The organism is Pseudomonas sp. TE3899 (assembly GCF_056279105.1).
On record NZ_JBWBQR010000001.1, the window covers coordinates 5,680,663 to 5,693,856 of the forward strand.

At 61.7% G+C, this 13,194-nt stretch carries 11 protein-coding genes; 10 read left to right on the forward strand and 1 reads right to left on the reverse strand.

Annotation, left to right across the window (positions count from 1 at the left end):
* Positions 1-62 precede the first annotated feature (62 nt).
* The 3 genes from ACZ89E_RS25735 to ACZ89E_RS25745 are packed head-to-tail and all read left to right on the forward strand — an operon-like array spanning position 63 to position 2,519.
* The gene (locus ACZ89E_RS25735) at positions 63-1,082 is read left to right on the forward strand and encodes an aminoglycoside phosphotransferase family protein (protein WP_476256689.1); all 1,020 of its coding nucleotides are present in this window, start codon (positions 63-65) and stop codon (positions 1,080-1,082) included.
* Positions 1,079-1,750: an N-acetylmuramate alpha-1-phosphate uridylyltransferase MurU gene (murU, locus tag ACZ89E_RS25740; RefSeq protein WP_463258631.1), complete on the forward strand. Its 672-nt coding sequence runs from the start codon at positions 1,079-1,081 to the stop codon at positions 1,748-1,750. The genes ACZ89E_RS25735 and murU overlap by 4 nt, the downstream gene beginning before the upstream one ends.
* 1 nt (position 1,751) lies before the next feature.
* On the forward strand, positions 1,752-2,519 hold the full coding sequence (locus ACZ89E_RS25745; protein ID WP_149659564.1) for a TerB family tellurite resistance protein: 768 nt from the start codon (positions 1,752-1,754) through the stop codon (positions 2,517-2,519).
* Positions 2,520-2,657: 138 nt separating this feature from the next.
* Here the strand turns inward: ACZ89E_RS25745 and ACZ89E_RS25750 are convergent, their stop codons facing one another.
* Positions 2,658-3,650, reverse strand: a complete 993-nt coding sequence (locus ACZ89E_RS25750) for an alpha/beta hydrolase family protein (RefSeq protein WP_463258630.1) — start codon at positions 3,648-3,650, stop codon at positions 2,658-2,660.
* A 73-nt stretch (positions 3,651-3,723) separates the two neighbouring features.
* Between ACZ89E_RS25750 and ACZ89E_RS25755 the strand changes: the two genes are divergently transcribed.
* The 7 genes from ACZ89E_RS25755 to ACZ89E_RS25785 all read left to right on the forward strand — a co-directional run bounded on the left by ACZ89E_RS25755 (position 3,724) and on the right by ACZ89E_RS25785 (position 13,140).
* Entirely contained in the window at positions 3,724-6,117 is a 2,394-nt protein-coding gene (locus ACZ89E_RS25755) for a PAS domain-containing sensor histidine kinase (RefSeq protein ID WP_149659562.1), read from the forward strand.
* Between the two features lie 27 nt (positions 6,118-6,144).
* Positions 6,145-6,774, forward strand: a complete 630-nt coding sequence (locus ACZ89E_RS25760) for a response regulator (protein ID WP_003210977.1) — start codon at positions 6,145-6,147, stop codon at positions 6,772-6,774.
* Positions 6,775-7,168: 394 nt separating this feature from the next.
* Positions 7,169-8,293 carry an ABC transporter ATP-binding protein gene (locus ACZ89E_RS25765; protein WP_149659561.1) on the forward strand — a complete coding sequence of 375 codons (1,125 nt, stop codon included), beginning with the start codon at positions 7,169-7,171 and terminating at the stop codon, positions 8,291-8,293.
* A 49-nt stretch (positions 8,294-8,342) separates the two neighbouring features.
* On the forward strand, positions 8,343-9,386 hold the full coding sequence (locus tag ACZ89E_RS25770; protein ID WP_149659560.1) for an ABC transporter substrate-binding protein: 1,044 nt from the start codon (positions 8,343-8,345) through the stop codon (positions 9,384-9,386).
* 270 nt (positions 9,387-9,656) lie between these two features.
* Positions 9,657-10,904 carry an ABC transporter permease gene (locus ACZ89E_RS25775; RefSeq protein ID WP_149659559.1) on the forward strand — a complete coding sequence of 416 codons (1,248 nt, stop codon included), beginning with the start codon at positions 9,657-9,659 and terminating at the stop codon, positions 10,902-10,904.
* A 12-nt stretch (positions 10,905-10,916) separates the two neighbouring features.
* Entirely contained in the window at positions 10,917-11,741 is an 825-nt protein-coding gene (locus ACZ89E_RS25780) for an ABC transporter permease (RefSeq protein WP_133835769.1), read from the forward strand.
* A 250-nt stretch (positions 11,742-11,991) separates the two neighbouring features.
* Positions 11,992-13,140, forward strand: a complete 1,149-nt coding sequence (locus ACZ89E_RS25785) for an iron-containing alcohol dehydrogenase (protein ID WP_149659558.1) — start codon at positions 11,992-11,994, stop codon at positions 13,138-13,140.
* The last annotated feature ends 54 nt before the right edge of the window (positions 13,141-13,194 follow it).

Here is a 13,194-nt window from a genome sequence, read left to right on the forward strand (position 1 = left end):
AAAAGATGCTGGATAATAAAGCATGACCCGCTTGACGGCTAGCGCCGTCGGAGACCCTTGTAATGCCTGACCAAGATGTACGCTTGCAACACCTGAAAGTTTGGCTCGACGAACAGTTGGCGACCCTCTTTGCCGAGCAAGGCTGGGGCGCCGTGCCCCCGGCCACGTTGACCGCGGCCAGTAGCGACGCGAGTTTCCGGCGCTATTTCCGCTGGGAAGGCGAGGGCAAAAGTTTCATCGTGATGGACGCCCCGCCGCCCCAGGAAAACTGCAAACCCTTCGTGGATATGGCTTTTCTGCTGGCGAAATCCGGAATAAATGTGCCGAAAATTTATGCCGAGGACCTCGAGCGCGGATTTCTTTTGCTCAATGACCTGGGCAGCAAGACGTATCTGGACGTGATCGACAGCGAAAATGCCGACGATTTGTTCAAGGATGCCCTGCAGGCGTTGCTGGCTTTTCAGCAATTGCCGATGGTGGCGCCGCTGCCAAGTTACGACGTGGCCCTGCTGCGTCGCGAGCTGGAACTGTTCCCGCAGTGGTACGTCAAGCACGAACTGGGCATCGAGTTTGACGCCGCCCAGCAAATGCTCTGGCAACAGGCCAGCGATCTGTTGATCGACAGCGCCCTGGCCCAGCCGACCGTGTTGGTGCACCGCGACTACATGCCGCGCAACCTGATGCTCAGCGAGCCGAATCCCGGTGTGCTGGATTTCCAGGATGCGGTGTATGGCCCGGTGACCTACGACGTGACGTGCCTGTTCAAGGACGCGTTCCTCAGCTGGCCTGAAGAGCGGGTGTACGCCTGGTTGCAGGATTACTGGCAACAGGCGGGTGCGCTGGGCATTCCGGTGCAGCCTGACTTCGAAGAGTTCCACCGTGCCTGCGACCTGATGGGCGTGCAGCGTCATCTGAAAGTGATCGGCATCTTCGCGCGCATCTGCCACCGCGACGGCAAGCCGCGCTACCTCGCCGACGTGCCACGCTTCTTTGCTTATATAGACGCGGTGATCGCCCGTCGTCCCGAACTGGCGGAGCTGGATGTGCTGCTGGCCAGCCTGCGTGCTGGAGCCCCGGCATGAAGGCAATGATTCTGGCGGCGGGCAAAGGCGAACGCATGCGCCCGCTGACCCTGACCACCCCCAAACCGCTGGTGCGTGCCGGCGGCGTGCCGTTGATTGAATATCATCTGCACGCCCTGGCGGCCGCCGGATTTACCGAGATCGTGATCAACCACGCCTGGCTCGGTCAGCAGATCGAAGACTACCTGGGCGACGGTTCCCGTTACGGCGTCGGCATCCAGTACTCGCCCGAAGGCGAACCGCTGGAAACCGGTGGCGGGATTTTCCGTGCCTTGCCGTTGCTGGGTGACGAAGCGTTTGTGGTGGTCAACGGCGACATCTGGACCGATTACGACTTCAGCGCGCTACGCCAACCCATTGCCGGGTTGGCTCATCTGGTACTGGCGGACAACCCGGCCCATCACCCGGCCGGGGATTTCGTTCTGGTCGATGGCCAGGTGCGCGACGGGCAACCGGATGCCGAGACCCTGACCTACAGCGGCATCGCGGTGCTGCACCCAAAGCTGTTCGAAGGCTGCTCGGCCGGCGCATTCAAGCTCGCACCGCTGTTTCGCCAAGCCATGGCTGCGGGGCAAGTCTCCGGTGAGCGACTGTCTGGGCATTGGGTAGATGTCGGCACGTACGAACGCCTGGCCGAAGCCGAATCCCTGATAGAAGCGAGCCGCTGACATGTTGTGGCCAGGGACTCTGATCGGAGCCGGAGCGGGCTTTGCCATAGCCAGCATTCCGGGGGCCATGCTCGGCGCCTTGTTGGGACAGGCGCTGGACCGGCGCTTGCACTTGCAGAGCTGGGCGCATTTACGGGAAAAACTCGGCGGTCGGCCGGCGCTTCGCAACGATGAACTGTTGTTCGTGTTGCTGGGCCGGTTGGCCAAGTGTGATGGACGGGTGGTGGATGGTCATATTCAGCAGGCGCGTCAGGAGATGCGTTCGCTGGACATGACCGAGTCGGCGCAGCGGCGTGCGATTGCCGCGTTCAATCGCGGCAAAAACGGGCACGACCGGTTGCGTGGCTATCTGCGACGCTTGAGTGCCCAGCCCCATGCGGCCGAAGGCGTGCTGCGCGCGTGTTGGCGGATGGTCTGGGCCGATGGTCGCGCGGGCAGCAGTGAGCGTGAACTGCTGGCGCAATGGGGTAAATGGTTGGGCTGGACGCCGCAGCAGGTGCTGGCGTTGGCGCACGACTATGAACCACAGAAACGCCCGCAAGTCAGCAGCGCCGTGACGTATCAGGACGCCATGCGGCTGTTGGGGGTATCGGCGACCAGCGAGCCGGAACAGATCAAACGGGCCTATCGGCGCCTGCTCAGTCGTCATCATCCGGACAAGATCGCCGGTTCGGGGGCGACGGCGTTGCAGGTGCGCGAGGCGACGGACAAGACGCGGGAATTGCATAACGCCTATACGTTGATCAAGGCGCGGCGGGATTTTCGCTAGCAGCACATAGTTGTGTTGTCAGTGAGGTCGCCTTCGCGGGCAAGCCTCGCTTCTACAGGGTTTGTGTCGTACGCCGGAAATGGGAACGACATACCCTTTGTAGGCGCGAGGCTTGCCCGCGAACGGGGGCGACGCGGTCTATGGCTCCGCCACCGGCTGCGGATTCAACCACCCGCGCACCCGGCGAAACAATTGCTCCTGCTCAGCCTTGGTATTGCCCGGCAACGCCTTGAGCGACACCTGGCTGAAGGCAGACGTTTTCAGGCGTTTACTGGCTTGCAGGCGCGCGAGTGCTGCATTGCGATCCAGTGGCCTGTCCATATAAAAGAGATCGGCAGTCGGCAGCTTGAGGGTGGGCGTCAGTTCTACCAGTTCCGGTTTACTGGCCGCCGGCGTCTGCGCCGCGACCATCACGAATTTCTCCACTTGCGAAGGCTGCTTCTCGCTGAGGTAGCGCGCGGCCCAATAAGCGCCGGTGCCATGCCCCAGCACCACGATGCGGCGCGCACTTTGCTGTTCGGCAAAGGCGATGGCGGCGTCGATGCGGGCGAAGATGCGCTCGGCGTCGGCTTTGGACTGTTCTTCGGTGGTTTCCACGACCGCTTTATCGGCGACGTCCGCTTCACCGCTGGCCGCTTGCTCGATGGGCGTCGCGGTGGTCGAGTCTTTGCTGCCCGTCTCAGGGGCTTTGATCGTCGGCGGGACTTCGGCGACACGTGGCGCAATGGCATCGCTTTGCAGGTCCGGCAAGGTGATACTCAGGCTGCTCCACTCGGCGTCTGGCAGTTTGTTGCGCAAAGGGCTGATTGCTTGCGGCCAGTCAACAGTCTCGCCGGCGCCAGGGATGATAATCACCGCGCCTTTGGGTTCGGGGGTGTTGGCCGGCTTCCACAAAGCGAGAAACGTATCGGCCCCGGCCTGGAGTTGTTGCTGTTCCTGGGCCGGCACGGTGCGCTCAAGTGCGGTCGCTTCTTCCTGACTACGCTCAAGCAGCGGCTGGCGCTCGGCCGGTTTTGCGTCGGCAGGTTTTTCCGTGGCGGGAGCCGGGTCGGCGGCCTCGACGGAGAAGGCGCAAGGCAGGATCAGCGACAGGCACAATGCTGGCAGTGCCAGGCGGTAGACAGGGGGCATCGGATATTCCAGGCCAGAAGTTATTCCGGCAGCCTAATGGGTTGGTCAGTATTTGTCAGTGTGTGAGACTTCAATGAAGCATTTTCGCTGCCTGTGGGTTATCGGCTGTTTGTGGTTTCCCTTGATGAGTTGGGCGGCGCCCGCGCCTCCTGCGCACGTTGCACAGTTGTCGACGGCCCAGCAGCAGTGGCTGGCCGAGCATGGCGAATTGCGCGTCGGCGTGGTGTTGCAGGCGCCGTATGCGCAATACGATCGACGCTTGCAGCGCTTGTCCGGGGTCAATGTCGAGTTGATGAAGTGGTTGGCCAAGTCGCTCAAGATCGAGTTGAGCTGGCGCAACTTCCCCGACGTCGAACAGCTGGAACAAGCCGTGCGCGAGGGCGAAGTCGATATCGCCCCGGGGCTGACCCAAACTCCCGGCGGGCTCAAGCTCTGGCAATTTTCCGACCCGTACATGCGCGTGCCGCAACTGGTGGTCAGCGACCAGAAGGGTGCCGGTGTGGTGGAGCTGGAAAAACTCGACAGCCAGACCCGCGTCGCCGTGCGCATGCCCAGCGTCACCGCCGATTACCTGCGCAGTAACTTCCCCCACCTGAACCTGCAAGGCGTGCCGATCGAGCGTCAGGCGTTGCAGTTGCTGTTGAGTCAGCAGGCCGGTTACGCGGTGGTTGATGAAGCACAGTTGGGGCGTTTGTCCGCCGAACCTGAATTCGCCGGACTGGTGGTGGTCGGTGATATCGGCCTGCCGCAACTGCTGCGGGTGGCCACGCGCCGGGACTGGCCGGAGCTGGCCGGCATCGTCGAAAGCGCGTTGCGGGCGATCCCGGCCAAGGACCTGGAACAACTGCACAACCAATGGCTGCAACCCAAATACCCGCGGCTGTCCGAGTCGCCGGGATTCTGGCAGAACCTGTGCCTGTTGTTGGCGGTGTTGCTGCTGAGCAGCATGGCCATCGTGTTCTGGCAGCGGCGCCAGCAACACAGCCTGGAGCAACGGCTGCTGGCGGCGCGGCAAGACATCGCCCTGCGCCAGGCCAGTGAGGAAGCCCTGCGCCTGACCCAGTTTTCCATCGATCAAAGCACCGTCGGCATCCTCTGGGTCAACTGGGACAGCCATGTGCGTTACGCCAACCGCGCCGCCGAAGCCATGCTCGGCTATCCATCTGGCGGCATCATCGACCGGCCGTTGATCGACTTCGAGCCCGGGCTGCACATGGACCGCTGGCTGAACCTGTGGAAACGCGCCCGCGCCAGCGAAGAAGGGCCGCAAAGTTTCGAAACCAATTGCGTTCGCGCCGACGGCAGCGTTTTGCCGGCGGATGTTTCGTTGAGCTTCCTGCGGTTTCGCGATGGCGAATATTTGGTGGTGTACCTGAATGACGTCACCGAACGCCGGCGTGCCCTGGCCGCGTTGCAGGAAAGCGAGGCGCGGTTGCAAGGAATCGCCGCCAACGTGCCGGGATTGGTCTTTCGCCTGGAGCGGGCACCGGTGACCGGGCAGATCGACTTTGCCTACATCAGTGAAGGCAGCGAGAGCCTGGTTGGTTATTCGCCGGCGACCCTGGCCCACCGGGACAAAGGTCTGCGCAGCCTGGTGCACCCGGACGATAAGGCCAGTTATCACCAGACCCAGGATCATGCGCTGGACACCGACAGCGACTGGTCGTGGCAGGGCCGAATCCTCACGCGTTCGGGCGAGCAGCGCTGGGCCGAGATCAAGGCCATCACCCGGCGGCTGGAAGATGGCGCGTATGTGTGGGACGGGATCGTCTGGGACATCAGCGAAAGCAAGCGCATCGAACTGGAACTGGCCAGCTCCCGGGCGCAACTGCGGGAGTTGTCGGCGCACCTGGAAAGCGTGCGGGAAGAGGAAAAGGCCCGCATTGCCCGGGAAGTGCACGATGAGCTGGGGCAGATGCTGACCGTGTTGAAACTTGAAACCTCCATGTGTGAATTGGCGTACGCCCAGCTCGATCCTGGGTTGCAGGAACGCTTGAACAGCATGAAGCGGTTGATTGCTCAGTTATTCCAACTGGTGCGGGATGTGGCCACGGCGCTGCGGCCACCGATTCTCGATGCCGGGATCGCCTCGGCCATTGAGTGGCAGGCCCGGCGTTTCGAGGCGCGTACGCAGATCCCGTGCCTGGTGCAGGTGCCGGAGAACCTGCCGCTGCTCAGCGATGCCAAGGCGATTGGCCTGTTCCGCATCCTTCAGGAAGCGCTGACCAATGTCATGCGCCATGCCCAGGCGCATACTGTCGAACTGACATTGGCGCTGGAAGGCGACGAGTTGTGCCTGACCGTCAGCGATGATGGCGTAGGATTTGTTCCCGCTACTGGCCGGTCAACATCCTTTGGTGTCGTGGGTATGCGCGAGCGGGTGTTGATCATGGGCGGGCAGTTGTCGCTTGAAAGTGAGCCGGGGGAGGGCACGACGCTAAGTGTGCGGGTGCCTTTGGATCGCTGAAAGATCGCATTTAATGAGGAGAGGCTAGTGATCCGTGTACTGGTAGCCGAAGACCACACCATCGTCCGTGAAGGCATCAAGCAATTGATCGGCCTGGCCAAGGATTTGCTGGTAGTGGGGGAGGCGAGCAACGGCGAGCAGTTGCTCGAAACCCTGCGTCACGTGCCCTGCGAAGTGGTGTTGCTGGACATCTCCATGCCCGGCGTCAATGGCCTGGAGGCGATTCCACGGATCCGCGCGCTGAACAACCCGCCGGCGATCCTGGTGCTGTCGATGCACGACGAAGCGCAAATGGCCGCCCGGGCGTTGAAGGTCGGCGCCGCTGGTTATGCGACCAAAGACAGCGATCCGGCGCTGCTGCTGACCGCGATCCGCAAAGTCGCGGCGGGCGGGCGTTACATTGACCCGGACCTGGCCGACCGCATGGTCTTCGAGGTCGGTCTGACCGACTCCCGGCCGTTGCACTCGTTATTGTCGGAACGCGAATTCTCGGTGTTCGAACGCCTGGCCCAAGGCGCCAACGTCAACGACATCGCTCAGCAACTGGCCCTGAGCAGCAAAACCATCAGCACCCACAAGGCGCGGCTGATGCAAAAGCTCAACATCACCTCCCTGGCGGAACTGGTGAAGTACGCGATGGAACATAAACTCCTTTAAAACCCCGCCACGAACCCTGTAGGAGCAAGGCTTGCCCGCGAAGGCGTCCTCACTGACGCTAAAAGCTTCGCGGGCAAGCCTCGCTCCTACAAGGGGGCGTGTCAGTCGTATCAATATTGCCTGACACACCGCTTTCGCGAGCAAGCCCGCGCCCACGGGGATCTCGGTGGCATGTCCATTTGCGACACCCCGTAAACCTGCTTTTGCCTGTTCTTGCTGCTTGCAGCTGACCGCCTGCCGCTGCGTTTGCCAAAACGCGCCATCCTTGTAGGGCAATCCCTACCCCCAACCTTCCATCCTGCTGAGGCGATTCTCTCCTGCGCCCCGATTTGCGCGGTCCCCAGCGTCCACTAGGCTTAGTCCACAAGCAGTCATCAATAACAAAGGTGTGGGTATGAGCCAGGTCGATTCAAGTGCAGGGGCCAATGACATTCTGGTCAGCTTTCGTGGAGTGCAGAAAAGCTACGACGGCGAGAACCTGATCGTCAAAGACCTCAACCTGGACATTCGCAAAGGCGAATTCCTCACCTTGCTCGGGCCGTCCGGCTCGGGCAAGACCACCAGCCTGATGATGCTCGCCGGTTTCGAAACCCCGACCGCCGGGGAAATCCTGCTGGCCGGGCGTTCCATCAACAACGTGCCGCCGCACAAACGCGACATCGGCATGGTGTTCCAGAACTACGCGTTGTTCCCACACATGACCGTGTCCGAGAACCTCGCCTTCCCGCTGACCGTACGCGGCTTGAACAAGAGCGACGTCAGCGACAAGGTCAAGAAAGTCCTGAGCATGGTCCAGCTCGATGCGTTCGCCCAGCGTTACCCGGCGCAATTGTCCGGTGGTCAGCAACAACGTGTGGCCCTGGCCCGTGCCCTGGTGTTCGAACCGCAACTGGTGCTGATGGACGAACCCCTCGGCGCGCTGGATAAACAGCTGCGCGAACACATGCAGATGGAAATCAAACACCTGCACCAGCGCCTCGGCGTGACCGTGGTCTACGTGACCCACGACCAGGGTGAAGCCCTGACCATGTCCGATCGTGTGGCGGTGTTCCACCAGGGCGAAATCCAGCAAATCGCCCCGCCGCGCACGCTCTACGAAGAACCGAAAAACACCTTCGTCGCCAACTTCATCGGCGAGAACAACCGCCTCAACGGCCGCCTGCACAGCCACACCGGCGACCGCTGCATCGTTGAACTGGGGCGCGGTGAAAAAGTTGAAGCACTGGCGGTCAACGTCGGCCAGACCGGCGAGCCCGTCACCCTGTCGATTCGCCCGGAACGCGTGAGCCTCAATGGTTCGAGCGAGTCCTGCGTCAACCGCTTCTCAGGGAGGGTGGCGGAATTCATCTATCTGGGCGACCACGTCCGGGTGCGCCTGGAAGTCTGCGGCAAGACCGACTTCTTCGTGAAACAGCCGATTGCCGAGCTCGATCCCGAGCTGGCGGTTGGCGATGTGGTACCGCTTGGCTGGCAGGTCGAGCACGTTCGCGCGCTCGATCCTCTTTTAGAGGCGCATTGATCGCCCCCCGCAATACCAACACCAACCCTGCACGTGGAGAGAACAATAAATGTTGAGATCCCTGAAATTCACCGCTTTGGTCATGGGCATGATCGGTGCGGCACACGCGATGGCTGCGGGCCCGGACCTGACCGTGGTGTCCTTTGGCGGGGCGAACAAGGCCGCGCAAACCAAGGCGTTCTACGCACCGTGGGAAGCGGCGGGCAACGGCAAGATCGTCGCCGGCGAATACAACGGCGAGATGGCCAAGGTCAAAGCCATGGTCGACACCAAGAGCGTGTCCTGGGACCTGGTAGAAGTTGAATCGCCAGAACTGTCCCGTGGTTGCGACGAAGACATGTTCGAGCAGCTTGATCCGAAGTTGTTCGGCAAGACTGAAGACTACGTCAAAGGCGCGATCCAGCCGTGCGGCGTGGGCTTCTTCGTGTGGTCGACCGTGTTGGCCTACAACGCCGACAAATTGGCTTCCGCACCGACTAGCTGGGTGGATTTCTGGGACACCAAGAAATTCCCGGGCAAGCGTGGTCTGCGTAAAGGCGCCAAGTACACCCTGGAATTCGCTCTGATGGCCGACGGCGTGGCGCCGAAAGACGTCTACAAAGTGCTGGCCGGCAAGGATGGCCAGGACCGCGCGTTCAAGAAACTCGATGAACTCAAGCCAAGCATCCAGTGGTGGGAAGCTGGCGCGCAACCGCCGCAATACCTCGCCTCCGGTGACGTGGTCATGAGCTCGGCCTACAACGGTCGGATCGCCGCCGTGCAGAAAGAAAGCAACCTGAAAGTGGTGTGGAACGGCGGGATCTACGACTTCGACGCGTGGGCGATTCCAAAAGGCCTGGATAAAACCCGTGCCGAAGCGGCGAAGAAATTCATCGCGTACTCGGTGGCCCCGCAGCAGCAGAAGACGTACTCGGAAAACATCGCTTACGGCCCGGCCAACATTCAAGCCGTTCCGTTGCTGGCCAAGGACGTGTTGAAAGACATGCCGACCACCCCGGAAAACATCGCCAACCAGGTGCAGATCGACGTCAGCTTCTGGGCTGACAACGGCGAGCAACTGGAACAGCGCTTCAATTCCTGGGCTGCGAAATAAGCCCACCTCGTGGGCTTATTGATCGTTCCCACGCTCTGCGTGGGAATGCCGCCCGGGACGCTCCGCGTCCCTGTGACGCAGAGCGTGGGAACGTTCAGTACCCTGCAGAAGCGAGGCTTGCCCGCGAAGACGTCAGCACATTCAACATTAATGCTGACTGACACACCGCCTTCGCGGGCAAGCCTCGCTCCTACAGGGGTGATGTATCGATAAGAAGAACAGAGGTGGCCTGTCTGCCTCTGTAACGATCAAAGATTTCCGGAGTACGCCATGGCTATCGCCGTTCCCCTGAACGCGGGCACTGACCCCACCTTGAAGCAGCGGCTCAAGCACGCCGAGCGGATCAATCGCTGGAAGGCCCAGGCCTTGATTGCGCCGCTGGTGCTGTTTCTGTTGCTGGTGTTTCTGGTGCCGATTGTGGCGCTGCTCTACAAAAGTGTCGGTAACCCGGAAGTGGTCGGCGGCATGCCGCGCACCGTGACGGCTATCGCCAGTTGGGACGGCCGTGGCCTGCCCGCTGAACCGGTTTACAAGGCTGCCAGCGAAGACCTCGCTGAAGCGCGCAAAAACCAGACCTTGGGTGACTTGTCCAAGCGCTTGAACATGGAACTGGCCGGCTACCGCAGCCTGCTGACCAAAACCGCCCGCGCCTTGCCGTTCGCCACCGAGCCGACCTCTTATAAAGAAGCGCTGGAAGGGCTCGACGAGCGCTGGGGCGATCCGGCCTATTGGCAGGCCGTGCGCCGCAACACCAGCAGCATTACCCCGTACTACTTGCTGGCGGCGGTGGATCACCGGATCGACGACCTCGGCGAAGTGGCCCCTGCCACCCCGGATCAGGCGATCTACCTCGACATCTTCGCCCGCACCTTCTGGATGGGCCTGGTCATCACCGTGATCTGCCTGTTGCTGGCCTATCCGTTGGCCTACCTGCTGGCGAACCTGCCATCGCGGCAAAGTAACCTGTTGATGATTCTGGTGCTGCTGCCGTTCTGGACCTCGATCCTGGTGCGGGTCGCCGCATGGATCGTCTTGCTGCAATCCGGCGGGCTGATCAACAGCGGCCTGATGGCCATGGGCATTATCGATAAGCCGCTGGAGCTGGTGTTCAACCGCACCGGGGTCTACATCTCCATGGTGCACATCCTGCTGCCGTTCATGATTCTGCCGATCTACAGCGTAATGAAAGGCATCTCGCCGACTTACATGCGGGCGGCGATTTCCCTCGGCTGCCATCCGTTCGCCAGTTTCTGGCGGGTGTACTTCCCGCAGACCTATGCCGGTATCGGCGCCGGTTGCCTGTTGGTGTTCATCCTCGCCATCGGCTACTACATCACTCCGGCGTTGCTGGGCAGCCCGAACGATCAGATGGTCAGTTACTTCGTCGCCTTCTACACCAACACCAGCATCAACTGGGGCATGGCGACCGCACTCGGTGGGCTGCTGCTGTTGGCGACCGTGGTGCTTTATCTGATTTACAGCTGGCTGGTGGGCGCCAGTCGCCTGCGCCTGAGCTAAGGGGAGAACGAAATGCTGAGTCCTTATATGTCGCCCATTGAGCGGGTGTGGTTCTACAGTTTGCGGATTCTCTGCGGCTTGGTTTTGCTGTTCCTGATCCTGCCGGTGCTGGTGATCATTCCGCTGTCGTTCAACTCGGGCAGTTTCCTGGTGTACCCACTGCAGGGTTTCTCGCTGCACTGGTATCAGGACTTCTTCGCCTCGGCCGAATGGATGCGCTCGTTGAAGAACAGCATCATCGTCGCCCCGGCGGCCACGGTGCTGGCCATGGTGTTCGGCACGCTGGCGGCGATTGGCCTGACCCGTGGCGACTTCCCCGGCAAAGCGCTGGTGATGGCGCTGGTGATTTCGCCGATGGTGGTGCCGGTGGTGATCATTGGTGTGGCGAGTTATCTGTTCTTTGCGCCGCTGGGTTTGGGTAACAGCTTCTTTTCGCTGATCGTGGTGCATGCGGTGTTGGGCGTGCCGTTCGTGATCATCACGGTGTCGGCGACGTTGCAGGGGTTCAACCACAATCTGGTGCGTGCCGCTGCGAGCCTCGGTGCCTCGCCGCTGACCGCGTTCCGTCGGGTGACCTTGCCGTTGATCGCGCCGGGTGTGATCTCCGGGGCGCTGTTTGCTTTCGCGACGTCGTTCGATGAGGTTGTGGTGACACTGTTCCTTGCCGGTCCCGAGCAAGCGACCCTGCCACGGCAGATGTTCAGCGGCATCCGCGAAAACCTCAGCCCGACGATTGCCGCCGCCGCGACGTTGCTGATTGCCTTCTCGGTGATCCTGCTGCTGACCCTGGAATGGCTGCGTGGCCGCAGCGAAAAACTGCGCACCGCCCAGGTCTGACCTGCACCGCTGATCGTTCCCATGCTCTGCGTGGGAATGCCTTGGGGATGATCGGACCTAATCCTGTAGGAGCGAGGCTTGCCCGCGAAGGCGTCAGCACATTAAACATCTATGTTGACTGACTCACCGTCTTCGCGGGCAAGCCTCGCTCCTACAGGTCACCTCAATCATTCGCGTCGTGAATAAACGACAAACCCCAATCCCCAGCTACTATTGTGCCCAGCTCCCCTAACGATAAGAGGCTGCGCACATGAGTCTTTCCTCTTTCAAAATTGCCCACAAACTGATCACCGGCGCCGGTGCCATCGAGCAACTGGCCGCCGAGCTGACCCGCCTGGATGTCGATAACCCGCTGATCGTCACCGATGCCGCGCTGGTCAAGTCCGGCACGGTCGAGCTGGCGCTGGCGCACCTGGGCGACCGCACCTACGAGGTGTTCGACCGCGTGCTGCCCGACCCGGAAATCGCCATCGTCGAAGACTGCATGCGCGTCTACCGCGAAGGCGGGCATGACGGGTTGATTGGCCTGGGTGGCGGCAGCGCCATCGATATCGCCAAAAGTGTCGCAGCCTATGCCGGTTATCACGGCGCGCTGGAAGATCTGTTCGGCGTCGATCAGGTGCCGCGCAAAGGCCCGCCGCTGATCGCCATCCCGACCACCGCCGGCACCGGATCGGAAGTCACCAACGTGGCGATCCTCTCCGACAAGCTCGCGCAGTTGAAGAAAGGCATCGTCAGCGACTATCTATTACCGGACGTGGCGCTGGTCAGCCCGCAAATGACCCTGACCTGCCCGCGCAGTGTCACTGCCGCCAGTGGCGTCGATGCGCTGGTGCATGCGGTCGAGTCCTACCTGTCGCTGAATGCCTCGGCGATCACCGATGCCTTGGCGATTGGTGCGATCAAGCTGATTACCCAGGCGCTGCCCAAGGCCTACGCCAACCCGGCCAACCTGCAAGCCCGCGAAGACATGGCCACCGCCAGCCTGATGGCCGGCATGGCGTTCGGCAATGCCGGGGTCGGCGCGGTGCATGCGCTGGCGTACCCGCTGGGCGGGCGCTACAACATTGCCCACGGCGTCAGTAATGCGTTGCTGCTGCCGTATGTGATGACCTGGAACAAGTTGGCCTGCGTCGAGCGCATGCAGGATATTGCCGAGGCCATGGGCGTGAAAACCGCGCACTTGAGCGCCATCGATGCCGCGGACAAAGCCGTGGAAGCGATGACCGCGTTGTGCCTGGCGGTGGAGATTCCCCTGGGCCTGCGCAGCTTCGGCGTGCCCGAAGACGCGATCCCGGCCATGGCCGTGGAAGCGGCGGGGATCGAGCGCCTGATGCGCAACAATCCACGCAAGTTGAGCGCCGTCGATATCGAGAAGATCTACCGAGCGGCCTACTGATCATCGCGGTCACGTCGCGCGCGTCAAAGCATGAGGTATACAATGCGCGCCATC